Source organism: Lysinibacillus sp. RS11 (assembly GCF_042019215.1).
Taxonomy (GTDB): Bacteria; Bacillota; Bacilli; order Bacillales_A; family Planococcaceae; genus Lysinibacillus; species Lysinibacillus xylanilyticus_A.
Genome location: NZ_CP168124.1, coordinates 1,854,122 through 1,876,861, shown reverse-complemented (window position 1 = coordinate 1,876,861; position 22,740 = coordinate 1,854,122). Strand labels below are relative to the sequence as shown.

24 protein-coding genes are annotated in these 22,740 nt (G+C 37.2%); 6 read left to right on the top strand and 18 right to left on the bottom strand.

The window, feature by feature from the left end; translation table 11 throughout:
* Positions 1 to 89 precede the first annotated feature (89 nt).
* From nhaC to AB9L17_RS09350, 3 genes are all read left to right on the top strand, one after another.
* Positions 90 to 1,472, top strand: a complete 1,383-nt coding sequence (nhaC, locus tag AB9L17_RS09360) for a Na+/H+ antiporter NhaC (RefSeq protein WP_223554886.1) — start codon at positions 90 to 92, stop codon at positions 1,470 to 1,472.
* Positions 1,473 to 1,572: 100 nt separating this feature from the next.
* On the top strand, positions 1,573 to 1,974 hold the full coding sequence (locus AB9L17_RS09355) for a hypothetical protein (protein WP_375200461.1): 402 nt from the start codon (positions 1,573 to 1,575) through the stop codon (positions 1,972 to 1,974).
* Positions 1,975 to 2,132: 158 nt separating this feature from the next.
* Positions 2,133 to 2,891 carry a class I SAM-dependent methyltransferase gene (locus AB9L17_RS09350; RefSeq protein WP_375200460.1) on the top strand — a complete coding sequence of 253 codons (759 nt, stop codon included), beginning with the start codon at positions 2,133 to 2,135 and terminating at the stop codon, positions 2,889 to 2,891.
* Between the two features lie 371 nt (positions 2,892 to 3,262).
* Here the strand turns inward: AB9L17_RS09350 and AB9L17_RS09345 are convergent, their stop codons facing one another.
* The 7 genes from AB9L17_RS09345 to AB9L17_RS09315 all read right to left on the bottom strand — a co-directional run bounded on the left by AB9L17_RS09345 (position 3,263) and on the right by AB9L17_RS09315 (position 7,953).
* Positions 3,263 to 3,868, bottom strand: a complete 606-nt coding sequence (locus AB9L17_RS09345) for a zf-HC2 domain-containing protein (RefSeq protein WP_375200459.1) — start codon at positions 3,866 to 3,868, stop codon at positions 3,263 to 3,265.
* Positions 3,858 to 4,373: an RNA polymerase sigma factor gene (locus AB9L17_RS09340; RefSeq protein WP_375200458.1), complete on the bottom strand. Its 516-nt coding sequence runs from the start codon at positions 4,371 to 4,373 to the stop codon at positions 3,858 to 3,860. Before AB9L17_RS09340 ends, AB9L17_RS09345 begins: the two co-directional genes overlap by 11 nt.
* Positions 4,374 to 4,576: 203 nt before the next feature.
* The gene (locus AB9L17_RS09335; RefSeq protein WP_223554988.1) at positions 4,577 to 4,897 is read right to left on the bottom strand and encodes a YnfA family protein; all 321 of its coding nucleotides are present in this window, start codon (positions 4,895 to 4,897) and stop codon (positions 4,577 to 4,579) included.
* A gap of 85 nt (positions 4,898 to 4,982) precedes the next feature.
* On the bottom strand, positions 4,983 to 5,720 hold the full coding sequence (locus AB9L17_RS09330; RefSeq protein WP_375200457.1) for a sulfite exporter TauE/SafE family protein: 738 nt from the start codon (positions 5,718 to 5,720) through the stop codon (positions 4,983 to 4,985).
* Positions 5,721 to 5,880: 160 nt separating this feature from the next.
* Positions 5,881 to 6,750: a LysR family transcriptional regulator gene (locus AB9L17_RS09325; RefSeq protein ID WP_375200456.1), complete on the bottom strand. Its 870-nt coding sequence runs from the start codon at positions 6,748 to 6,750 to the stop codon at positions 5,881 to 5,883.
* Positions 6,751 to 6,969: 219 nt separating this feature from the next.
* Complete coding sequence (locus AB9L17_RS09320) at positions 6,970 to 7,677, bottom strand: glucosamine-6-phosphate deaminase (protein ID WP_375200455.1); 708 nt, start codon at positions 7,675 to 7,677, stop codon at positions 6,970 to 6,972.
* 30 nt (positions 7,678 to 7,707) lie between these two features.
* A complete protein-coding gene (locus tag AB9L17_RS09315; protein WP_375200779.1) occupies positions 7,708 to 7,953 on the bottom strand; it encodes a PTS glucose transporter subunit IIA in 246 nt (81 codons plus the stop codon).
* A 271-nt stretch (positions 7,954 to 8,224) separates the two neighbouring features.
* Between AB9L17_RS09315 and AB9L17_RS09310 the strand changes: the two genes are divergently transcribed.
* Positions 8,225 to 8,992, top strand: a complete 768-nt coding sequence (locus tag AB9L17_RS09310) for a sporulation protein (protein ID WP_068985617.1) — start codon at positions 8,225 to 8,227, stop codon at positions 8,990 to 8,992.
* Between the two features lie 63 nt (positions 8,993 to 9,055).
* Here AB9L17_RS09310 and AB9L17_RS09305 read toward each other — a convergent pair whose 3' ends face one another.
* The 5 genes from AB9L17_RS09305 to AB9L17_RS09285 are packed head-to-tail and all read right to left on the bottom strand — an operon-like array spanning position 9,056 to position 12,747.
* On the bottom strand, positions 9,056 to 10,003 hold the full coding sequence (locus AB9L17_RS09305; protein WP_375200454.1) for an ABC transporter permease: 948 nt from the start codon (positions 10,001 to 10,003) through the stop codon (positions 9,056 to 9,058).
* Positions 9,972 to 10,895: an ABC transporter ATP-binding protein gene (locus tag AB9L17_RS09300; protein ID WP_068985618.1), complete on the bottom strand. Its 924-nt coding sequence runs from the start codon at positions 10,893 to 10,895 to the stop codon at positions 9,972 to 9,974. Before AB9L17_RS09300 ends, AB9L17_RS09305 begins: the two co-directional genes overlap by 32 nt.
* Positions 10,896 to 10,900: 5 nt before the next feature.
* Positions 10,901 to 11,596: an ATP-binding cassette domain-containing protein gene (locus AB9L17_RS09295; RefSeq protein WP_068985619.1), complete on the bottom strand. Its 696-nt coding sequence runs from the start codon at positions 11,594 to 11,596 to the stop codon at positions 10,901 to 10,903.
* Positions 11,597 to 11,962 carry a GntR family transcriptional regulator gene (locus AB9L17_RS09290; RefSeq protein WP_068985620.1) on the bottom strand — a complete coding sequence of 122 codons (366 nt, stop codon included), beginning with the start codon at positions 11,960 to 11,962 and terminating at the stop codon, positions 11,597 to 11,599.
* Positions 11,959 to 12,747: a hypothetical protein gene (locus tag AB9L17_RS09285; protein WP_375200453.1), complete on the bottom strand. Its 789-nt coding sequence runs from the start codon at positions 12,745 to 12,747 to the stop codon at positions 11,959 to 11,961. Before AB9L17_RS09285 ends, AB9L17_RS09290 begins: the two co-directional genes overlap by 4 nt.
* 700 nt (positions 12,748 to 13,447) lie before the next feature.
* On the opposite strand from AB9L17_RS09285, the gene AB9L17_RS09280 reads away from it, so the two are divergent.
* Positions 13,448 to 13,879, top strand: coding sequence for a hypothetical protein (locus AB9L17_RS09280; protein WP_068985622.1), 432 nt, complete (start codon positions 13,448 to 13,450; stop codon positions 13,877 to 13,879).
* A 58-nt stretch (positions 13,880 to 13,937) separates the two neighbouring features.
* Here AB9L17_RS09280 and AB9L17_RS09275 read toward each other — a convergent pair whose 3' ends face one another.
* The 4 genes from AB9L17_RS09275 to AB9L17_RS09260 form a co-directional block, all read right to left on the bottom strand.
* A complete protein-coding gene (locus AB9L17_RS09275) occupies positions 13,938 to 14,390 on the bottom strand; it encodes a hypothetical protein (protein WP_375200452.1) in 453 nt (150 codons plus the stop codon).
* 372 nt (positions 14,391 to 14,762) lie between these two features.
* Positions 14,763 to 15,521, bottom strand: a complete 759-nt coding sequence (locus tag AB9L17_RS09270; protein WP_068985624.1) for an ABC transporter ATP-binding protein — start codon at positions 15,519 to 15,521, stop codon at positions 14,763 to 14,765.
* 3 nt (positions 15,522 to 15,524) lie between these two features.
* Complete coding sequence (locus AB9L17_RS09265) at positions 15,525 to 17,843, bottom strand: ABC transporter permease (protein ID WP_068985625.1); 2,319 nt, start codon at positions 17,841 to 17,843, stop codon at positions 15,525 to 15,527.
* A 153-nt stretch (positions 17,844 to 17,996) separates the two neighbouring features.
* A complete protein-coding gene (locus AB9L17_RS09260; RefSeq protein ID WP_375200451.1) occupies positions 17,997 to 18,653 on the bottom strand; it encodes a TetR/AcrR family transcriptional regulator in 657 nt (218 codons plus the stop codon).
* 233 nt (positions 18,654 to 18,886) lie between these two features.
* On the opposite strand from AB9L17_RS09260, the gene AB9L17_RS09255 reads away from it, so the two are divergent.
* A complete protein-coding gene (locus AB9L17_RS09255; protein ID WP_068985703.1) occupies positions 18,887 to 19,753 on the top strand; it encodes a pentapeptide repeat-containing protein in 867 nt (288 codons plus the stop codon).
* 42 nt (positions 19,754 to 19,795) lie between these two features.
* On the opposite strand, the gene AB9L17_RS09250 is transcribed toward AB9L17_RS09255, so the two are convergent.
* Positions 19,796 to 21,511, bottom strand: coding sequence for an FTR1 family iron permease (locus AB9L17_RS09250; RefSeq protein ID WP_068985627.1), 1,716 nt, complete (start codon positions 21,509 to 21,511; stop codon positions 19,796 to 19,798).
* Positions 21,486 to 22,739, bottom strand: coding sequence for an iron uptake transporter deferrochelatase/peroxidase subunit (gene efeB / locus AB9L17_RS09245; protein ID WP_068985628.1), 1,254 nt, complete (start codon positions 22,737 to 22,739; stop codon positions 21,486 to 21,488). The genes AB9L17_RS09250 and efeB overlap by 26 nt, the downstream gene beginning before the upstream one ends.
* Position 22,740 lies beyond the last annotated feature (1 nt).

The following is a 22,740-nucleotide window of genomic DNA, read 5'->3' as shown; positions in this document are numbered from 1 at the left end:
TCAATCAATTGACAAAATTTATGTGCATGCTATAATACTTTTGGGCTTCACCGCATTGAAGCGAAGAAGTGATTGTTAGGAGGATTAGCATGTTTCGAATTGAAGCAAAAAGTAACCCTCGATTTATCGAGGCAAGCTTCATTATATTATTAATTATTGCCACGATGGCGTTCAGTATTGGGTATTTACAAGCGACACCCCATATACCTATTTTACTTGTCATTTCGCTTTTAATTGCCTATGGATTACTAAAAAAAGTTCCTTTTCGTGAGCTTGAAGCTGGTATGGTGGCAGGTGCCAGTGCTGGTCTTGGAGCTGTTTTTATTTTCTTCTTTATTGGTATTTTAATTTCAAGTTGGATTATGGGTGGCACAATCCCAACGCTTATCTACTACGGTTTCTTAACGGTTTCACCAAGCTTTTTCTTTGCCATCGTATTTTTGATTTGTAGTATCGTTGGTATTTCTGTTGGTAGTTCATTAACAACAGTTGCGACTGTGGGCGTTGCTTTTATGGGGATTGCAGGTGCAATGGACATCTCTTTAGCTATAACAGCCGGTGCGATTGTGTCCGGAGCTTTCTTTGGAGATAAAATGTCTCCGCTATCAGATACAACAAATCTTGCCTCAGGTACAGTTGGCGTAGACCTTTTCGAGCATATTAAAAATATGGGTTGGACAACGATTCCAGCTTTCTTAATATCATTTGTTCTTTATGCAATTTTATCGCCAACAGGAGCAGATACTTCATTTGAAACAGTTGAGCAATTTAAAGAGGGATTACTGTCAACTGGGCTTGTTCATTGGTATACATTATTACCAATTGTTGTTCTTGTTATTATGACATTTTATAAAGCACCCGCACTAATTACACTTGCAGTCGTTTCAATTATTGGTATTGGAATTGCCTACATACAAGAACCGATTGCACTGTCGAATGTATTCAAAATGCTTTTTGATGGCTATGTCTCTAATACTGGTAATAAAGACGTAGATGCATTACTGACACGTGGTGGTATGAACAGTATGCTATTTACAATTGCCTTAGTTTTATTAGCATTAACAATGGGTGGTCTATTATTTACGCTCGGCATTATTCAAAGTATTTTATCGAAGGTGGAAGGTTTCTTTAAAAGTGCTGGCTCTGTTATTACAGGCGCTGCCATTACAGGAATTGGTGTCAACACATTAATTGGTGAGCAATATTTATCCATCCTTCTTACTGGGGAAGCATTTAAAGCTCAATTTGAGAAGGTTGGACTTGCCCCTAAAAATCTATCTCGTGTCATGGAGGACGCAGGTACTGTAGTTAACCCTCTTGTTCCGTGGAGTGTTTGTGGTATTTTTATTGCTAGTGTACTAGATATACCAACAACTTCTTACCTGCCATATACCTTCTTCTGTCTACTCGGACCAATTTTAACAATCATCTTTGGTTGGAGTGGTAAAACATTAACGAAGCTTGAAAAATAAGATTGGTAGCTGATGAAAACGTCAGCTACCTTTTTTGTTGAGTATCTTCCATGTTAAACTGTCAATTAATAATCGTCATTACATAGAGGTGTAAATAGAAATGAGAACATGTTGTTTTAAAATGAATTTACCGTTAGAAGAAGCCAAAAAAAGATATTGCCATTGGATAGATGAGGAAATTGATCAATCAGGACATATTGCAGAACATGAAGATGAATGGACATATTTTGTAGACATAGAAGGAGAAGCGTTCTTTGGTTTAACAAATGAATCTTGGCTGGAACTTGCAATGGATCATTCTGTTACTTATGCATACTACGATGAGGATTTTAATGCAGAACTAATAGTAATAGAAAATGGCAAGTTAATACGAGAATTTTCACTTTATGAAGATGAACCAGATGCTCATGTGAATTTTGGCACTTTTAAATATGAAAAAAATGCTCCAATAGAAGATTGGAATGATATAGTAACTTTTCTTAAAACCGAATTGACTATTTAATGAAGGAGCCGTTATCGCTAATGCAGGTAAACGATCATGGCGCTACCGTACATAGCCTGCCCCCTTCTATATTCCAATGTGGAATCAAAACTGATCATTTTCCGCATTTCTGTTCACCTACACTCTCTGTTATGCTCAAACAAAGGAGATGAAGAGAAATGACAACAACATGGAATGCCAATTTATATGATCAAAAGCATGACTTTGTTTCAAAATTTGGAGGAAGCTTAGTGGACTTACTTGCCCCTCAAGAAAATGAAGAAGTTTTAGATGTTGGTTGTGGCACAGGTGATTTAGCACGTGATATTGCAGGACTTGGTGCCAATGTGCAAGGGATCGATGCCTCCCACGACATGATTATCGCTGCACAGCAAAAATACCCAGACATTACGTTTTACACAATGGATGCTGCCGCACTTCATATGACAAATCAATTTAATGCAGTCTTCTCAAACGCTGCACTCCATTGGATGAAGCAGCCGGATGAAGTCATTCAAAATATTTACACTGCACTTAAACAAGGTGGCCGGTTCGTTGCTGAAATGGGTGGATACGGTAATATCGCTTCTATTGTATGGGCACTACAAAAAAGTATGGAGGCATTAAATCTGTCTTATATAGAGGAATATTTCCCATGGTACTTCCCTACTTTAGAAGAATACCAGTCGAAATTAGAAGATGCTGGTTTTACGGTTGAAATGATTACGCTATATGAACGTCCAACCTCACTTCAAGGTGACGATGGGCTACGTAATTGGCTAGTGATGTTCAGCAATAATATGCTCCAGCATTTATCAGAAGCTGAAAAAGAACAGATCTATGCAAAGTGTGAAGAATTATTAAAGCCTATGTCTTATCAGGATAATCAATGGATTGCTGATTATAGGCGATTACGATTTGTTGCAATTAAAAAGTAAATTACTGTTGTTCTGTGAAAGTATCAATAAAAACGATACAGTGAAAATAAAAGTAAACAAAAAGAACAGGTGTGTTAATTAACCATTTTTATCCACCTGCATTAATATGAAGGCTCTGATTTCCGTTACGGGCTACTCGCTTTCCCGCGGGAGTCAAGTAGCCCTACGCTACAATCAGTTAAAAATGGGGATATATAAGCAAAATAGCAACAAAAAAATCTTTTTATCGCTCAATAATAAACCTATTTTTTCTTAATCAACACGCCTGTAAAAAGAACGTATATTTTCAATTGAGAATTTTTACGTTCTTTCTATTTTTTGAGAATTTAAAGGCTTTAAATATCTCTCTTTTTAAAGCAACTTTCTAGGTTTCAAACTACGTTAATGAAAAACTGTCCTTTTTTAGCCTTCATTTCGAAAGAATATTTTATATTTTTCTTTAGTCCATCCAATTTCACGCTTTTCCCAGGGGATATCTTAAATTCATCTACTACAACATGGCCATTTTCATCTTTTATTCTTAAAATTACATCACTATTACTATTTGCATCATTAACGATTTCCTTGTTCCAAAAAATACTATCAAATTTTAAATAATCTTTGTCGTCAAAATATAATGTAGTCCACTCTTTTTTATCATCATCTAAATTTACAGTAGCAGTGCTCATTGGAAAAAAGATTTGATGTACAGCTCCCACATTTTGAACAACACTATAGCCTATAGTTGTGAAAATAAAAGTAATCAAAATGGTAACTAAAACTTGTATACGACGCTTTTTATTAATTTTTTTAAATGGCGCTTTTGCTACCATTACTTCTTCTGGCAGCATATCATTTGTTGGCTGCTCCATTAATTCTAGATACAAACGACACTCTTCACAATGTTGTAAATGTTCCTCGACAACTTTTGTAGTATCTTCACTACAAATACCATCAATATAAGAGGGTAATAAATCCTTTATAATATTACAGTTCATTCTGATCACCTCGGATCCTTTCTACCAATTCTAATTTGGCTCGATAATATGTTACCCTTGCCCAGTTCTCACTTTTATCGAATATCTCTCCAATTTCTTTGAAGCTAAGATTGACGGAAGTTCTAAGTAAAAATATTTCACGATACGGTTCTTTTAATAGATGAATTTCTCTATGTAATGAAATAAATGTATTACGTTTGGCAAGTTTCACGTCTGGTGATTCCACATTAGATGGAACATCCAACCCCATTTCCATCATTTGTTCCACACTCATATGGCTTTGACGTTTTTCCTTTTTTAAATGATTATAGTATGTATGCTTTGCAATCTGACATAACCAAACAGACATCTTACATTCACCGTTATATCGCTCAATTGACTTTACAGCTTGATAAAAGGTTTCTTGCGTCAGTTCCTCAGCTAAATCGACATTAGTTGTTAAACAAATAAGAAACCGTTTTACTTCATCTGCATAAGATTTGTATATTTCACTTAAATTCTCCACTTTCCTTCCTCCTCTCACTAGACTTTTAACGGTGACACTTATATATAGATATTAAATAGGATTCGTTACAAAAATTTTTATTTTTTCCATTAAATTTTTATTTTAAAATAAAAATTCCTTCACAATCATGATTTTACTCAAATTGTGAAGGTACAGAGAAATTATTAATCAAAAGAAATTTTATAAGATAATATTTTTCCAAGTTATGACCGAGGTAATAAAATAACCATTACGCCAATTAAACAAATGCCTGCCCCAACCCAATCCAAGACATCGGGTTTTTTGCCGTCTATTCCCCAACCCCATAAAATAGAAAGAACAATAAAGACACCTCCGTAGGCTGCATAAACCCTTCCAAAGGTCGGGAAGGATTGAAAAGTTGCGACAACCCCGTATAAAGCCAACACAATACCACCTATAATCCCCCAATAAAATGGTTTACCTTCTCTTAACCAAAGCCATATTAAATAGCCACCTCCAATTTCGCCTATTCCTGCGAGGATAAATAATAATGTTGCACTCATCATTTTTTTCACACTTTCTACATTTATATTTTGAGCTCTATGATAATCTATTCAAATTTGACAGCGTTTTTTAACTCCTCCCTCTTCAGTACAATCCCCAGTATGTAATCGTATCGGTTATACCTAAAATGATCAGAATAATACCCGCAACGATCTGAATCACTCTCCCCATTTTCATGCTTGTCCGCATAATGAGCCTTTTTGCATCAAATAAATGAATAAGCCCTAGCATTACCAGAAGTGGCACAGAGGTTGCTAAACCAAAAATGGCTGGCAAAGCGAAACCATACGAAGAGGTTGCGACTGTTGGCATTAACCACACGAAAAATAACACAAACATCGTAGGACAGAAGGCAATGGAAAAACTAGCGCCCATCAGAAAGGAGCCAAGTTTCCCCTCTTTTAACACGGACGGAATAAACGAAGGAATTCGATTCAGGAATTTTAGTTTTAAAATGCCAATCAACACGAGTCCTGTGATCAGCAGTATCGGACCAATTACTTGGCGAAAAATAGGAAAATACTTAGTTATCTTCGTTTCAAAGGACTGTCCAAATAACCAAGCGAAAAAGCCGATAAAACTAAATACCACGACTTTCCCCAGTATAAAAAACATAATTTCTTGCCAATTACTTTTCATTTGAATTGCTCGATTCCCATAAAAAGTGATAGCACTTATATTCCCCGTTAACTGACAAGGTGCTAATGCGCCTATTAATCCAAGTAGAATGGCCATAATGAACGGAGAATGTTCATAGGAATTTAAAAATATTGAAATAGGTCCGCTTATAAACTGACTTATTTTCGACATCATACTATACATCTAGAAACACCTTCTATTTTTAATTGTATAACTCACCGATTGATCTATTATAAAAGGAATATATGAATAAATGATGCAGATTTGCTTTACAATGTTGATTGTAGAAAAACGTTGACCAAATGATGTCTAAGTAAAAAAGCTCATTAAAAATTTAGACACGCTAGTCTAAAGCCGCCCCATTGTAGACGGAATGGCAAACGGCTAAGAAGGCCTCAATATCCGCTGACAAATATTTTGATAAAAAATAAGTGTTCGATACAATATGGGAAAACTCCTGTACCGAATAGCTATGAAGCAATTGCTGCTGAAATTCCGCCTCGATCACACTCTTTGGTAAAAAAGCGATACCTAATCCTTGTTTGACGAAGTTTTTGATGACCTCTGTTTGATTGATATGCATGCTTTTATAGCTTGGGAATTGTTGCAATACTTGCTGTATGTCTTGCCAGTAAGGTGCGTATTCATGTGTTAAAATAATTTCCTGCTGTAAAAGAGTCAGTGCATCTGTCGCTCTTTTTGACATCGGAGCAATTAATTGAAGTGGTTCCTGCGCGAGTTGGACTGCTAGAATGTCTCGAGTCGATGTCAATTTTGATAAACCGATATCTACTACGCCTGCGTATACCGCTTCTCCGATTTCATTGGATTTTAACAGTTCGATCGTGATTTGAATGGAAGGTCTTTGCTGCTGAAATACGTGAATGATTACTGGTAATGTGGAATTGGCGATTTGAGGTGCAGCACCAATTGTTAACTGAGACGTATACCCATCCATAAAGGACGCAGTATTTTGTAATCCTTCATCAATTGTCGCAATCATTTTCTCTGCTTGTAGTAAAAAATGGGCACCAATACGATTTAATTTCACGTGCTTACCCTGTCTTTCAAAAAGTGTTGTTTGAAGTTCTTTTTCTAGATGCTGCATATGCTTCGATACTGTCGATTGCGTAATAAAACGTTGTTCTGCCGTCTCACGAAAATTCTCTGTTTTCGCAGCAACAATAAAAGTTCGTAACCATTCTGTTTCCATAAATAGGCCTCTCTAGTTTTTCATTCATTATATCGAAATCTATTTACGTCTTGAAACCTTTTTATGTCTTTTTTCAACAAAGCATTAACCGTTCGTTTGTCGATTTATTTTATTTATATCAGAAAATCTAAGCAAAAAAAGTAGTTGAAGGTCTACATTTACTTGTATCTCCAACTACTTTTTTATCTTATTTCATCGTCAAAAACGTTTAGTTAACAGCTACTTGTGTGAATGCTCCTCTACTTGCAAATCTGTTAGAATAATAACATTTGGATGTTGCGATAAAACACTTGCTGGTACATCTTCAGTATACTCAGACGCAAGCACACGTTCTAATACATCACGCTTTGCTTCTCCGACAGCGATTAACAAAATACACTTTGCGCGCATAATGGATTGAATCCCCATCGTCAATGCTTGGGTTGGAACTTCATCGATTGATTCAAAGAAGCGTGCATTTGCTTGGCGAGTTGATTGTGCAAGCGTCACAAGATGTGTGAAAGAATCAAATGGCGTTCCTGGTTCATTGAAACCGATATGACCGTTTTGTCCGATGCCAAGCAATTGAAAATCTAATGTATGCTGCTGTAATAAAGATTCATAGCGTGCCGCTTCCTCTGCTGGATGATCCGCTAAACCATTCGGTAAATAGGATTCTTTAAATGGTTTATTCCGAAATAAATGTTGATCCATATAACATGCATAGCTTTGTTCATGTTTAGCACCTAGTCCAACATATTCGTCTAAATTAAAGCTAATACAATTGGAAAAATCAACATCGATTTCACGGATTTTAGCATACAGCGGTTCCATCGTACCACCTGTAGCTAGCCCGAACGTTGTAGCACCGCTTTTTTTAGCTTGTACTATCATATCTATTGCACGTGTGTATAAATCTTCTTTAAAAGAAAAACGTTCCAATTTCAATTCTTTATTCCCCCTCGTATAGGCTGTTTGCTATTTATTAATCGAAATAAAATTAGTAGAACCTGCTCGTTGGAAACCTGATTTGTTAAGTGTTACTTCTTGTCCAACTAAACTTGTGAAAACAACTGGTGTAATGATAGAAGGCACTTTGTCTTTAATATTCTCTAAGTCTACTAGTAATAACGGTTCGCCGCATTGAATGACTTGACCATCTATAACCAACGTTTCAAATCCTTCACCATCTAAGTTGACAGTATCTACGCCTCCCTTTGGTATAGTTGTCTATACCAATTAATTTACTGTCTATTATAGTCTTCATCCTGCGAAAAATAAATGTTTTTCTGAATTTTCAATATCCTCCCCTTGTATAATTCATCTTGTAAACGTCGATAGAATCTACTTCTAGTGCCTTTTCGGTATTTTTTATGGTGACGGATAAATATGCCTCTCTTGTTTTTAGTTATGAAGACGAAACTTTTTTTCATCTTGAAACCTTTTCCAAAAATTTTCGTATGTATAATTATTAAAGTTAATAGGAGGAATACAAATGTCTTTTTTTAACAAAGCACTTGCAAGTATTGGGATTGGCTCGACAACAGTCGATACAATGCTAGAAAAGTCTACATACCAGGCGGGAGAAGTTATGCGTGGTGAAATCGTTGTGCAAGGTGGGAATGTTGAGCAGCAAATCGATACCATTTTTTTATCGGTGAACACTACTTATATTCGAGAATCTAATGACCATAAATATACGGAAGTCGTAGCGCTACAAAAAGTTAAAGTAACGGAGCCTTTTGTGATTGCTGCTGGTGAAAAGAAAGTAATTCCCTTTTCTTTAACATTGCCATTTGAGACACCTATTACAGCGGGCAAAACACAAGTTTGGATTCAAACAGGGCTTGATATTAAAAACGCAGTAGACCCTCATGATAAAGATTATATTCGTGTCCAGCCTACAGACCTCGCAGCACATATTCTCGATGCCATTAATGGACTTGGATTCCGTTTACGCGAAGCTGAATGTGAACAGGCGCCAGCTCGATTCCGTGGATACTATCCCTTCATCCAAGAGTTTGAATTTGTGCCAACTGGGCAATTTAGAGGACATTTAGATGAGCTTGAAATCGTCTTTTTATCTCAAACTAATCATTCAGTAGAATTACTCATGCAAATTGATCGAAAAGTAAGAGGTATTGGTAGCTTCTTCTCTGAAGCTTTAGATATGGACGAAAGCAATGTTAGAACAACGATTACGACACAGGACTTACCAACTATTCAAGCAAAGCTACAGCAAATTATCGCTAAACATTTGTAGCCTTTAATGAATCTAAGAATTAGAAAAACACGGTATGAAAGTCGATTTCATACCGTGTCTTTTTTATGCTGTCACATCACGTTTCATGAATGACAGATAGCTTATTGCTAAGAATAAAACTGCATAGATTGCGAGAATTGTAAGAGAGAATGGCATTGTAATACCTTCTATCATTAAATTACCACTTTCATACTGTGTTAAATTTGAATGTGTTATCCAAATATATTTAACAAATTCATATCGGCTTAAGAACATCACAATCATTCCGCCCATAAAAGATAAGAACATCGTTAAACCAATGGCTAAAGAGCTTGAACGGAATACTGAGCCCACTAAGAAAGCAAATAATGTCGACATCACGAAATCTCCGCCAGAAAGTAAATAGTGATATGCCAAATCATTCCACACTGCTTTTTCAACTACCTGACCATTGACCATCTCTAACTCAACGCCCGTTGCACCACCAAATAATATGAACCCTACTAGAGCGCTAACCACTACATTGACAGCAATTAAAAAGAGCCCAAATATGAAAGTTGTCAGTAATTTTGAAGTTAATATTTTTGCCCGAGACATAGGACGTGTTAACAACATTTTAATCGTGCCTGTTGAAAACTCACTTGATACGATACTCGCTGCTAAAATCACTGTGAACAATGTGATTAAAGTTAGCATATTACTTGCAAATGTCATAAAGCTTGCTAGGCTTCCCTCTGTTTGAGAAGGCACGTCATTTGCTAATCGATACTCAGAAATAGCAATTTGCTCTTCAAAGTATTTTTTATCTACTTCTGAAACATTGTCACCCTTCAACATGTCTTTATAATTATTAATAACCTGTTGTTCATTTTCCTGCCACGTTATATCCTCTGCAGTCTTTGTTTCATAGTATTTCATCATAATACCAGGACCAACAATAGCGAGGATTAATAGTGCGACCATTGCCCAAGTTCCTTTTTTATGCCACAATTTCATCCATTCATTTTGCATTAGCTTCAGCAATTTGGCCACCTCCTGTCATTTCTAAGAATTGATCCTCTAACGTTTTTTGATGTGGTTGTACGGCGAATAATTGGATTTCTGCGTTCACAAATTGCGTAATCAGTTTCGGTATATCTTCTTTCTTTATTTCCACCACGAAACCATTATTTTCTACAGTAAAGTTATAATCGAACTTTTGCAGATGAATGGCAACATCATCTTTTGGTGCAGCTTCAATATAATAAAATGAAGAAGTTTCAATGTTAATATCACGAATATCGATGAGTTTACCATTTTGTATAACCGCTACTCGATCACACATTAACTCAATTTCGGATAATAAATGGCTAGAAACAAAAACAGATACGCCATCCTCAGCCGCAATTTTACGCAAATACATACGGAACTCACGAATGCCCGCTGGATCTAAACCATTTGTTGGTTCATCTAAAATTAGAAATTTTGGTCGATGAAGTAGTGCCTGAGCAAGTCCTAAACGCTGACGCATCCCAAGTGAATACGTCGATACCTTTTCATGAATGCGTTTCTCTAGACCGACCTGTCTAACTACCTCTTCAATACGCTCTTTTGTGACGTTTTTATGCATACGCGCAAAATGCAGTAAGTTTTTATAGCCCGTCATAAATTTATACATTTCCGGGTTTTCTACAATTACGCCAATCTTACTAATCGCTTCTTCATAATTCTCCTGTAAGGAAAGGCCATCTACAATGACTTTCCCCTCTGTTGGATGCATAAGCCCTGTCATCATACGAATTGTCGTCGTTTTCCCGGCACCATTTGGTCCTAAAAATCCAGTAATTTGACCTGGATATAAATCGATATTCAGTTGCTGAATTAATTGCTTACCACGAATGGTTTTTGATAAATTTTGCAATTGAACTATTGGTTGTGTTGTCATTAATTTCATCCTTTCTTATAATAAGTTTTCATCCATTGCACAGCATCTTTATTCGTAACATCTCGAATCGTCTCTACTTCCTCATGTGCAATAATCGAACCATTTTGCAGTAAAATAATTTGATCTAAAATAGGTTCTACCTCATATAACTCATGCGTTGATAACAATATTGTTTGGTTTTCAATATCTGTAAATTGAATTAAGCCTTTAATAAGCTGTTCACGAACAATTGGATCTAAACCAGAAAATGGCTCATCCATTAAATAAAAGGGTACTTCTCGCCCAAGAGTTGCGGCCATTTTCATCCGACCACGGTTCCCCTTTGATAATTCCCGTAGCTTCATATTTTTATCAACGTTTAAAAACTCTGCAACGATACATGCCTTATCATACGAAAAATCTTCGAATTGAGAGGCATAGTGCTGAAAAAGCTGCTCACCTGTGTAAAAATCAAAAAATAAATCAATATCTGGTAAATAAGCAATCTGATCAGCATTTCTGCGTGTTACAGGCGTTCCATTTAGCAAGACCTCACCACTAGATGGATGTAATAAGCCTGCCAATACTTTTAAAAGTGTCGACTTGCCACTGCCATTTTCTCCAACAAGCCCAATGATTCGGCCAACCGGAATGGAAAAAGACACATCTTGCAAAATCGGCTTTTTCATATAACGAAAAGAAACATTTGATAGCTGTAACATTTATTTCACCTCACGATTTTTTGTTAACACGACAAGCATCTCTTCCTTGGAAAATCCCAGTGCTTCAATAGATGTTAAAAAATTTTCAGCTAATTGGTTTTTCATATCTTCTCGTAAAAGTACAATCCGCTCTTCGTTGGTTGTAATAAATGTACCTTGACCTCGTTTCGTTTCCGTTATATTCATGGCTTCTAACTCCTTGTACACGCGTTGTACGGTATTTACATTAACACCTGTTTCAACTGCATATTCTCGAACAGAAGGAAGTCGATCCCCTAGCTCTAAATTGCCTTTCAAAATATCTCCACATATCCGATCTACAAGTTGGCTATATATGGGCTTATCACGTGAAAAGTCGATTGTCATCGTAAAACCACCTTTTCAAGCCACTTCGTCGCTACGATAAATAGAATGACGATCAAAATTATCATCACTACTTCCTCCACAACATAAAGCGGATTATAGATAATCTCAATAGTCGATACTTTTGCCTTTGGTAAATAGTGTGCCAACCAATCTAATGGAATTTCAATATGATGAAAAATAGAAGCATATAGCTGGCTTTCAGTAAATTTATACCATAAATTCATACTGAAGAAAAAAGCACCCATCATAATAACAATGGCAAAGCGACCTATAAAATGCTTCATTTGGAGATAAAATGCTAAAAATAGTAGCAGTATGACAAACATTATCCATTGGAAAATGACTAAAATTCCTACAGAAAGTATTAGTGATAATACTATTTGTCCAAAATTGGCTACAAATTCATCTTTTACATTGTACATGGCTATACTAATAAAAAATAAATTGAAGATAGCATATCCAAATAGTGAAAAAATAACTTTTACACCCACAAGCTGTGTAATCGAGCTAGTGGAGTGTAGCCATATTTCTTTGACCTTTAAATCGTGTCGTATACTAGCTAAAAATTGTAATATCGAATAAAATCCGCCTAATACAATCACTAGCATTGTGAGTGCAAAAGATAGCTGATTTTCCGGCATTGTCAAGCCATCAACAAATCGCTTTATTAAATATGGAAGCACCAATGACAACATAATTCCTGCAAAAATCGCAACAAATAGCCATGTCCTAAAAAGCACCCATTCTTTTTTGAATAACCCTGCCAATTTTTTCAATGCAAACACCTCGTGTTATAGTGTACTAGTTGAATATTACACTATAACTTTTAAGTTTGCAAGTATTAAATGCAAAAAAAGGAAGATCCTTTTTCATAAAGGACCCTTCCTTGATTAAGTTCATTTTATAAAATCTTTGATCTAGCATTCGGAATGTTACTAGTCCATTCAATAAACAGGCGGCTCATTCAAGCTAACCTCCTCGTTGTGGGACTAGTCAAAGCCTAGTGTTTTTATGGGTACAAAAAATTTCGCAAAGGACAAACAATTCACTCCCAAAATATGGTCTTTTGGCAAACTGTTTGCCCTGAAAAAAATGGAGGGTAAGCAACGGGTTTGCCCGGGCAAACTCCAAAACTAGAGTTTTGGCTTGGTAGGAGATTCCTACGACCTTTACAAATATATAGCTACTTATTTTTGCAAAATAAGTAGCTATATTTGTTGGGAACTGAGTATTGAAGAACTGAAAGTAGTGCACTTTAAAATGCAGAAGGATTTGAAACCAATAAAATATCCAATAGGAAGTTTCAATACAAAAAGCACATCCACGATAGGATGTGCTTTTTGTTGCGCCTCATGGTGAGGTTAACGTTCATTTACTTATTTAAATTATTTTTCGAAAAGTGGTTGTTAAAAAGAAGATGAAAAGTTCTTTATATAGTGTTGGCTAACACTGTATAAAAAATAAAAACAAACGGGGGAAATTAATATGACACAATATCGATATTTAACAAAGGTTATTACAGTAACACGAGATGATTTGGATAAAATGTTTACAGCACAAACAGTAGCTAAAGAGCATATCCGCAAAGAGGATGCTGATTCAAACGCAATACAAGCAAGTCTATCGTCTGTAGCAGGTATCCTTGGATTAGTATTTACAGTGGCTACAAAATTTAGTGTAGCAGCTGGTATCGCTTCAGTTATTCTTTCTCTTACTTCGACACTTAAGGCATCTATTCTACCACGTCTTGTAGATGGTACAGATTATATGATTATCTTACGAGAAGACATGAGAGTTAAAGGGTGGAAAAAGGTTGACGTTGAAATGCCTTATTACGAGTTGTATGACAATCCGACAGGTAAAACGTATTTCACTTTTATCGCAGGTGAAGGTCTTGTCAAAAAGTCTTATAAATAATAATATGATTTAAAAAATGCCCCTCTTTTACCTTCACACTTAAAGGGGGGCATTTCTATTATTTATTATCTTTCTCTTTTTTTATCAAACTTTCTATAAGTTTGTAGAAATCGCTATTACTCATTTCGTAGTTAATGTAATATCCTACATCTTCATCTTTAGTGGTAAAAATGGTTGTTTTGCCGTTGCCGTTTAAATATAAGTTATAAATATCATCTTTCGTTGATGTTGTTAGCAAATATCCAGAATCAAATGGTAAATCTTTTTTTGAAGTGCGATGTAATTTTAAATTCTTTAATGCTTGCACGATAGTGTCTTTGTCTTCTTTTTCAAAAGTGTATTCAAGTTTTGTGTCATCTACATCTTTTACTCTTATAGAATCAACTGCATTGTAATCTAAAGTGGTTAGGATATCGGTAACTGATTTTTCTTTATATTTGTTGTATTGAAAGATTGAAAATGCAATTCCTACTACCATGATAACACCAATGGTGATAAGTATTTTTTTCATTGGATTTATACAACTCCATCCCTTTGATTTTTTATAAGTTTATGATATTGGAAGAAAGTTTTAAACTCTTTTAAACAAGTAAGAACATCTAGAAATGCTCTAGAGGCTTTTATTCATGCTGCGATGTTGGCCATGTGGTGAGGCAAGCAACGGCAGTATGGGTACTCCCCAAAAACTTCGATTTTGACTTGGAGAAATTAATAAAGAGGATAAACAATATGGGATCTCGCCAGATTTATGCGGATTTACAACATTAAGCAAAGAAATGTCCCCAAATGAAGGTTGGTAACATTTCAACTCAAATACAAATCGCTGCAAGAAAGTCACTAGTTTTGAGTGTCATTTGTAAAAATCGTAACAGTGACAAACCAATCATATTCCTATTTCCCACATTTTCTCCGTTACTTTTTCGACTCTGCTATCTATACCCGTCCCATTAAATTTCGGTAGCTTCAGCTCACTGACGATTTTTCCGTCGCGCATAAACATTATACGCTCCGCCCTTGCTGCAACCTTTGCGTCGTGAGTGACAAGCATAATCGCCGTACCGTCTGCGTTGATTTCGGAAAATATGTCCATAATCTCCTGTGCTGATTTGGAGTTAAGTGCACCCGTAGGCTCATCACCGAAGATGATTTTCGGGCTATTCAAAAGTGCTCGACAGATACCCGCACGCTGTAGCTGTCCACCCGAAACTTGTGTAATATCGCGTTGTTCAAGTTCCGCAATGCCTACCCTCTTCATAAGTACTCGTGCTTTTTCTGAAATTCTTGCAACGTTCTTTCTGTTGTCGCGCATTATAGGAAGAATAATATTATCAAGAATATTCAGGGTTTTCAACATAGTTGGCTGTTGAAAAACGAAGCCCATTTTTGTTCGTCGTATATCCGAAAGCTCAATCTCTCCCACTAACGATAAATCACTACCATCAAAAACAATCTTTCCGCCATCAACGCTATCCATGCCGCTTAGGGCAAACATTAGTGTTGATTTTCCCGAGCCAGATGGTCCCATTACCGCAATAAACTCACCTTCGCTTATTTCAACGGACGCTCCGTCGAGAACATTGTGCTTTTCATAACCTTCGCCAAAAGATTTTACAATATGTTCTCCAATAATAATGTTCTTCATAAGCTACTCCTTTATATTTTCGGATATTTTTATTTTTCCTGCACCCGATGTGCCGATGATTGTTGCGATAAGCACCGAGCATACCATCATGAGTGGACAAAGCACATATGCCGAAAGTAGATTGACCGAAAACTTAAACGACGACGCCCCAAACGAGGTGATTACTGCACCCGCAAGTCCCTCTCCAAGAGTGTTTGCCAGAAGCGTACCGATAACGATTCCGATTATTAAAATGAATACCGATCGCGAACCATATTGCACTGTTATATCCGAGTTTGTAAAACCTAACGCTTTCATTACGGCAATGGAATATCTGTCTTTTGCGACAAGCATCTTCATAAATAATAATGTAACCAGTATTATTATCACGAGCGCAACGACAATTGCGGCAATGGAAGCCTTGCCGACCGATTTTATTGTCGCGCCGAATGTTTGTGTAACAAATTGTTCAATGTTGGAAATCTTCGCAAAAGCAAATCTATCCGTATATTCCGAAATTTTTTCATCGACAAGAGATTGATTTGAAAGGCTCGCACAAATAACACTCCACATGATGTCTGCCGAATTGTCGGTAAAAACAGCCTTTGCGGTTTTTCCACCATTCGTAATGTCGGAATAAATGCCACTTACCGTGAGCTCTCTCTCCTTCCCTTTCATCACAATCGTTATGACATCACCAACCTTTTTGCCCATCTCATCGGCATTCAAAGTCGAAAGTGCAATTTCATCCTCTACGGTTGGTGCCCTACCCTCGGAATATTCGATAGGGAATATTGAATGGTCGCCGAGTTCAATTTTTATATTTTCCTCCAATCCGTCTTCTGTTTTTGTTTTGAATGTTTTTGTTGTAAGAATGGCATATTTCGAAATGGAACTGTCACTGCTCATAGACTTTAAAACTTCAGCGCCTTTTTTAGAGATATGATCAGTCTGCTGTATATCAATGCGTATATCGTAGTTTCCAATACCCATATATTTAATGAAGCTTGTTGAGGAAATCGTGTTGTATAGATTCTGAGGAACAATAATGATAAATACTGAGATCACAATCACTGCAAGCATTGTGGCGTAAAGTCTTTTCCTTGCTAGAACATCTTTAATACCGAGAAAAACATTCGTGTTAAGCAGCTTATTTCTGTTTAGGCAAAAACTCTTTGCGCCTGTGTTTTTTTCCTGTGACGTGCCAAAGCGTATTGCCTCTGCAGCTGATATTTTTCTAAAACGTCTCAGCACTCCGTTTACATAGGCAATCATCGCCAGGAATACAAGCAATACGCCAGTTATTCCTAATAACGACGCAAAAGAAGCGTTTTCACTTTCCCCCATATAAAGCCGTATATTTTTAAGAAGCACGTCTTTAAACAACAACGAAAGTGCAAAACCAAGAATACTTCCTCCCGCCGCAATAGCTGTGTACTTCGCAAGATAAATCTTTTTAATGTCGGAAAGACGTAGCCCTATTGCCTTCATAACGCCAATTTCACGGTAGTCATCTTCAATTTTCGCTAGCAGCGTAAAGCGGATGCACATAAATGCGATCGCAACGACAAGTACGCTGACAAGAAGTATGACTGCAATCATCATTCCATCAGAAAGTGCGTTAAGTGTTTTGAAAAGTGGATATGTAATCGTTGGTCCATTCGCTTCAAGTCCTGCGGAGGCATAGGCAGTTTCAAATGCGCCGAGTGCCGACAAATCCTTTAATCTAAACTCAATCAAATATTCCGTACTTCCGAGGCTTTTAATTTCAGCGAAATCATTTTCACTGACAAGAAATCTTTTGGAGGAGGACAGCATGGAATTCATCTGTGAATCTCGGAGAAATCCCGCAACAGTAAATTCCTTCCCTCCTATTACTGCCTTGTCACCGACCTGTAAATTGTTCTCCTTCATATAGTTAATTGGCACATAAAGCTCGCCATCGGATACGTTTATGATGTTTCCGTCAAGATCAAGTAGATAATCAAATTTTTCACTCTGTATGCTGAACCCGTTATCTTGAACATTATTCGCAAGTGAACGCTCACCTAAAATAAGTTGCGCACCGTCCATATTGAGAAACTCTAGCACTTGAAATTCATCGACATTGCTGTTCTGCTCTGCGAAATTCGTAAGCCGTGCAGTATCAAGATTACCCGAATGCATTTGCATAAAATGCGGAGTTTTCGCCTGATTCATCAGTGTATCGATTGCACCTGAAAGATTGACGATAAGTATCGCTGATAATGAAACAAGCATAGCCGCCACAGCGACAAATATCGTTGTTGTCAACGTTATCAATTTACTGTTCGACATATCATTACGGATTATTCTGTAATACATAAGTCACCCCTATTTTCAAACTATTAACCGATTTTAAGATGTACAGCATTTGAAGTAACACTTAACAAAATATCTAGCCAAAACGACGGAACCTTGCTTCCTATTGCTGAAATCTGCTGTCCTGACCGTAGCAGAAAGAATAATCTCTTTTAATTAACCATCTTCATTTCCAATTCTTCCACTCTCATCTCCGCTGCCAAACATCTTCATCATGTACATAAGACTTCCGCTTTCAACACCGAGCAGTCTTTCTACGTTGAATACAAAAGCAGGAATACGTGAAGCACGCTCTTCCTTGGACATTTCAACCAGATCATCATCAAAAACGGTATTCGTATAGGCAACAACCATTTCCATACATTCATACGGATACGGCGTACTAAATAACCCTTGCTCAATACCCTCACGGATTATTTCCGTCAGAATCGGAGGAAGGCCGTTAATAATAACCTTTTGTATTTTCTGATGCATAAGCGCGTTCTGAGGCTTATGTATATGGTCAATAATTTCCTTGCCATTTCCACTACTTATGTTTAACGCCATTACAACACGGATAATACGCTCGTTAACGGGTATGTTCTTATTTACCGCAATTTCCTTTGCAGCACCTAAAATTTGGGCATTATACCGCTCAATAAGCGAGTCCATAATATCCTCTTTCGACTTGAAGTGATAATACAACGTTCCCCGTGCAATACCTACCTTTTCGAGAATATCGTTAGTACTTGTGCCATCAAAGCCCTTCTGACCGAACAGCTCATCCGCTGCATCAAGTATCTCATTCCTACGTTCTTGCGCCTCTTTTCTCATTTTTAGCCCTCCTTATAGACCGACTGTCTGTCTATAAAAATCATAACATTTTACAATTAATTGTCAATACAATATGCTAATTTTTGTAAAAGATGAATTACAAACTCTAATTCAAGTAAGGTGGCCGCCGCTTCGCTTTCGTCTTTAATGAAAAACGAAGGTAAAAATCTCCTTTCATAGATAATTAGTGATAGAATCATATGTAAGTTTATCGTTAAGAGGGGAAATCAATGATGTCAGAAGTAAAAAAAATAGATTACACAATGGGAAAAAAGATACGCGAAAGTTTACAGGCGGATTGCCAAAGCTGTTTCGGCCTTTGTTGCACGGCTTTAAATATTGCTGCCTCTAGCGACTTCGCGATTAATAAGGCAGCTGGGACACCATGCCCGAATCTACAATCGGATTTTAGCTGTCAAATTCATAGTAAACTTAGAGATCAAGGGTTTAAAGGATGTACAGTTTTTGATTGTTTAGGAGCAGGTCAAAAGGTTTCACAAACTACATTCCATGGGCAAGACTGGCGACAATCCCCTGAAATTTCTGAGAAAATGTTTCATGTCTTTCCTATTATGGAGCAGTTATATGAAATGATTGCGTATGTAGCAGAGGCTTTATCCCACAAGGTTGATTCATCTCTATTTAACAAGCTACGTTTGCAATTAGAACAACTACAGCGTGCAACAGAGCTGGAAGCAGATGCATTATTAGCAATAGATATTCCTAATTATCGACTGCCGGTGAACATTTTACTATTAGAAACAAGTGAGCAAATTCGCCAAAGTCTTATCGTAAAGATGAAGGAGAAAAACGCTCGCAAGTATGACAATAGAGGGGTCGATTGGATGGGGAAGAATTTAAAGAGGAAGGATTTAAGAGCAACTAATCTTAGAGGAGCTTATTTAATTGCTGCTAATTTTGAAAATGCAGATTTAAGAGGTGTTGATTTTATTGGTGCGGATTTACGTGATGCCAATTTACGTGGCGCAGACCTTTCAACAAGTATGTTTTTAACCCAAATGCAACTTAATTCAGCTCAAGGCAATCATCAAACAAAATTACCCTCCCACCTGAAACGTCCGTCTCATTGGGATCACTAATAAAAACAGGGCAGATGAAAATACCTTCATCTGCCCTTCTATTTATTTTTGTTTCTTTTTAAAGATGATCGTAACTACAACTAGTACAAGTAAAATCGCTTGTCCAATCATTGTCTCTACAGTTGGGTAAAAACCAATGAAGCTGATAACCGGTAAGCCATCTACAACTGTTGTTGAAACTGCATCCCTCAGCTGCAACGTATGCAGACTGACACCAATAATTTTAAAGGCCAGTACATAAATTAACACCGTTGCCACTGCGAAAAATTTATGAACTGGTATTTTTCCACTTGCTTTAAATAACACAAATGCAAAAATCGTTAATACTAGGAGTGCTACTACGATACCTAGTACAAATTGCGATGTCTCCATTTTAGGTGCAATTCCTGCATAGAAGACAAGTGTTTCTGCCCCTTCACGGAAGACAGATAGGAAGCTAATTGCGGCCATGGCAAACACTGAACCACTGGAGATCGCATTGCCCATTTGTTTAGAAATATAGCGATTCCAGCTTGCCACACTTGATTTACTGTGGAGCCAAATCCCAACTCCTACCATCATTGCAGCAGCTAGTAAGCCAATATAGCCTTCCATCAGCTCTCGGTTTGTATCAACTGTCGGAGAATTTAAAATTGTCGACATTAATATAGCCGCTACCGCTGATAACAGAATCCCTACAAATGCACCGATATAGATCCATTTGCGCATTGGCTTTTGTCCTGATTTCTCTAAGAATGAAACTAATGCCAAAATAATTAGCAATGCCTCCAAGCCTTCACGCAATAAGATAAGCGCTGAATCCCAAAAAGTATAATCTGAATCAGCTTGAATTAACTCTATTTCAGTGCGGAAATTATCTAATTTACTTTTAATAGCTTCTTTATCGACTGTTGATTTTAATAAATCACTAGCGATAATCGGCATATCACTTTCAATTTTAGTATATAGGCTACCGTTACGAGTCGAAATCTCAATTTCTACACTTGGCCATATTGTAATGAATTCAAGAATTTTATCAGAGGCAGCTTTATAATCACCTGCATCGATAAAATCGTTCGCCTCATCAATATAGGCAATTAATGTAGATAACGAATATTCTCCTTCGACCGCTTTCGCTGTTTCCTTACCAGCTACAAAATCCTCAATTGTTTGTTTTAACTCTGCAAATTGGGACTTCATAAGAGCTACATCAGGCTCTTCAGCGGAAATGGAAATGCGTAAAAACGCCATTTGTGTTTCAATTTGCCCGTACATCGCAATACTTTGCTCACGCACAGGTCTTTCATTTTTATTCCATTTGATATTAAAGTCTTTATAGGCTTCATCGATGGCAGCAATGTCCCCACTGGCTAATGCTTTTTCAAAGTCCGCCATGACGGGTTTAAACTTTTGTCCAAATTCTGCACGTTGCGCCGCTTCATCCACAGGGTTTTCAAGCTCTTCGAGGGCACGTAAAGCATTTGACAAAGCGGAAAGTGCCTCTAAACGTTCATCCTTTGAAGTAGCTTCAACTGCTTGTGCAAGAAGTTCATCCACTTTTTCTTTTGCTTCTGTCTGTTCAGATGTCACGGATGACCAATCTTTAGTAAACTGTTCAAGTGCCTGTTTTGCTTCGGCTTCTTTGTCTTGCTTCGTATTCATCAGTGCATCACTAATCGAGATGTACAAATGACTATAAGATTGCGCTGCCTGCACTGGTACAGCAAGTGCAAATAACAAGCATAATATTAAACTACAGCGCGTTAAAAAGTGCTTCACCTAAATAACTCCCCTTTTGTACACCAGGGAAGCAAGCAAACACTGCACTGCCTCGATGGGTAATGTACTCATTCATTTTATCCATACGCCCTAAACTATTTTGCACTGTTGTAAATTGGGCCGGGTCTTTTTGAAAAGATATGAACATAAGCCCCGCATCATGCGCGCCAGTATTCGTCATCACACCGGATGCATAAGAGTATGAGCGACGTAACATACGCGCACCCGATTTACGAGCCAAATGCACATGAGATGTATCTGGCATAATATACTCGCCATTACTATCCTTCGCTTCTACGTCGAAATCATCAAACTCTTTCTTTTTACCAAACGGTGCCCCACTATCGCGATAACGACCAAATGTTGCTTCCTGATCTTTTAAAGATGTGCGATCCCATGTTTCAAGATGCATTTGAACTTTACGAGCAACTAAATAAGAGCCACCTTTTAACCAACCTTTATCGACCCAAACCACTTTATTTAGATCTTTTTCATCAGTAGGATTGCCCGTACCGTCCTTGAACGCAAATAAATTTCGAGGTGTTCCTCCGCCAGTTGGGAAAGAGTTGAATCCTGCCTGTGACCATTTAATCTCTACTTTACCAGAAGCTGCACGTACTAAATTACGTACTGCATGAAACGCCACTTGTGGGTCATCTGCACATGCTTGAATACAAATATCTCCACCTGTGTATTCTTTTTGTAGCTGATCTTTTGGGAAATGTGGTAAATCATTTAATTCAGCTGGCTTTAAGTGCTGGATACCAAGCTTTTCGAAAAGAGATGGACCAACCCCTATAGTTATGGAGAGATTTGAGGCGTTTAATCCTTCAGCTTCACCCGTATCTCCTGTTGGAACTCTAGTATTTGTTGTTAAATCTACCATTAATTCACCATTCATTAAACGTACAACAAGAGGTGTCCATTGTTTGAACAACTCTTGTAGTTCCTTCTTTGATGTGAATAAAACATCTAAAGAAGCAAAATAAATATTCGTTTGAACGGGTGTAACAATGCCAGATTGATGTTTTCCATAGAAATCAACTTTATTACGTGCTGTCGTGCTATCCGCAACAGGCTCAAACACATCATAGCCCATTGCTTTCATAACACCACCTAAGCCTGAAGCACCGATCGCTACACCTGCTGCCCCGATGCCAGTTAGCTTTAACATGTCACGTCTAGATATTTTTTTATTGATCCATTTTCCATCATTTGACTCTGTCATT

Coding starts and splice junctions, on each gene's coding strand:
- nhaC (WP_223554886.1), top strand. CDS start 90: ATGTTTCGAATTGAAGCAAAAAGTAACCCTCGATTTATCGAGGCAAGC.
- AB9L17_RS09355 (WP_375200461.1), top strand. CDS start 1,573: ATGAGAACATGTTGTTTTAAAATGAATTTACCGTTAGAAGAAGCCAAA.
- AB9L17_RS09350 (WP_375200460.1), top strand. CDS start 2,133: ATGACAACAACATGGAATGCCAATTTATATGATCAAAAGCATGACTTT.
- AB9L17_RS09345 (WP_375200459.1), bottom strand. CDS start 3,868: ATGAACTGTAATATTATAAAGGATTTATTACCCTCTTATATTGATGGT.
- AB9L17_RS09335 (WP_223554988.1), bottom strand. CDS start 4,897: ATGAGTGCAACATTATTATTTATCCTCGCAGGAATAGGCGAAATTGGA.
- AB9L17_RS09330 (WP_375200457.1), bottom strand. CDS start 5,720: ATGTATAGTATGATGTCGAAAATAAGTCAGTTTATAAGCGGACCTATT.
- AB9L17_RS09325 (WP_375200456.1), bottom strand. CDS start 6,750: ATGGAAACAGAATGGTTACGAACTTTTATTGTTGCTGCGAAAACAGAG.
- AB9L17_RS09310 (WP_068985617.1), top strand. CDS start 8,225: ATGTCTTTTTTTAACAAAGCACTTGCAAGTATTGGGATTGGCTCGACA.
- AB9L17_RS09300 (WP_068985618.1), bottom strand. CDS start 10,895: ATGACAACACAACCAATAGTTCAATTGCAAAATTTATCAAAAACCATT.
- AB9L17_RS09295 (WP_068985619.1), bottom strand. CDS start 11,596: ATGTTACAGCTATCAAATGTTTCTTTTCGTTATATGAAAAAGCCGATT.
- AB9L17_RS09290 (WP_068985620.1), bottom strand. CDS start 11,962: ATGACAATCGACTTTTCACGTGATAAGCCCATATATAGCCAACTTGTA.
- AB9L17_RS09280 (WP_068985622.1), top strand. CDS start 13,448: ATGACACAATATCGATATTTAACAAAGGTTATTACAGTAACACGAGAT.
- AB9L17_RS09275 (WP_375200452.1), bottom strand. CDS start 14,390: ATGAAAAAAATACTTATCACCATTGGTGTTATCATGGTAGTAGGAATT.
- AB9L17_RS09270 (WP_068985624.1), bottom strand. CDS start 15,521: ATGAAGAACATTATTATTGGAGAACATATTGTAAAATCTTTTGGCGAA.
- AB9L17_RS09265 (WP_068985625.1), bottom strand. CDS start 17,843: ATGTATTACAGAATAATCCGTAATGATATGTCGAACAGTAAATTGATA.
- AB9L17_RS09260 (WP_375200451.1), bottom strand. CDS start 18,653: ATGAGAAAAGAGGCGCAAGAACGTAGGAATGAGATACTTGATGCAGCG.
- AB9L17_RS09255 (WP_068985703.1), top strand. CDS start 18,887: ATGTCAGAAGTAAAAAAAATAGATTACACAATGGGAAAAAAGATACGC.
- efeB (WP_068985628.1), bottom strand. CDS start 22,739: ATGACAGAGTCAAATGATGGAAAATGGATCAATAAAAAAATATCTAGA.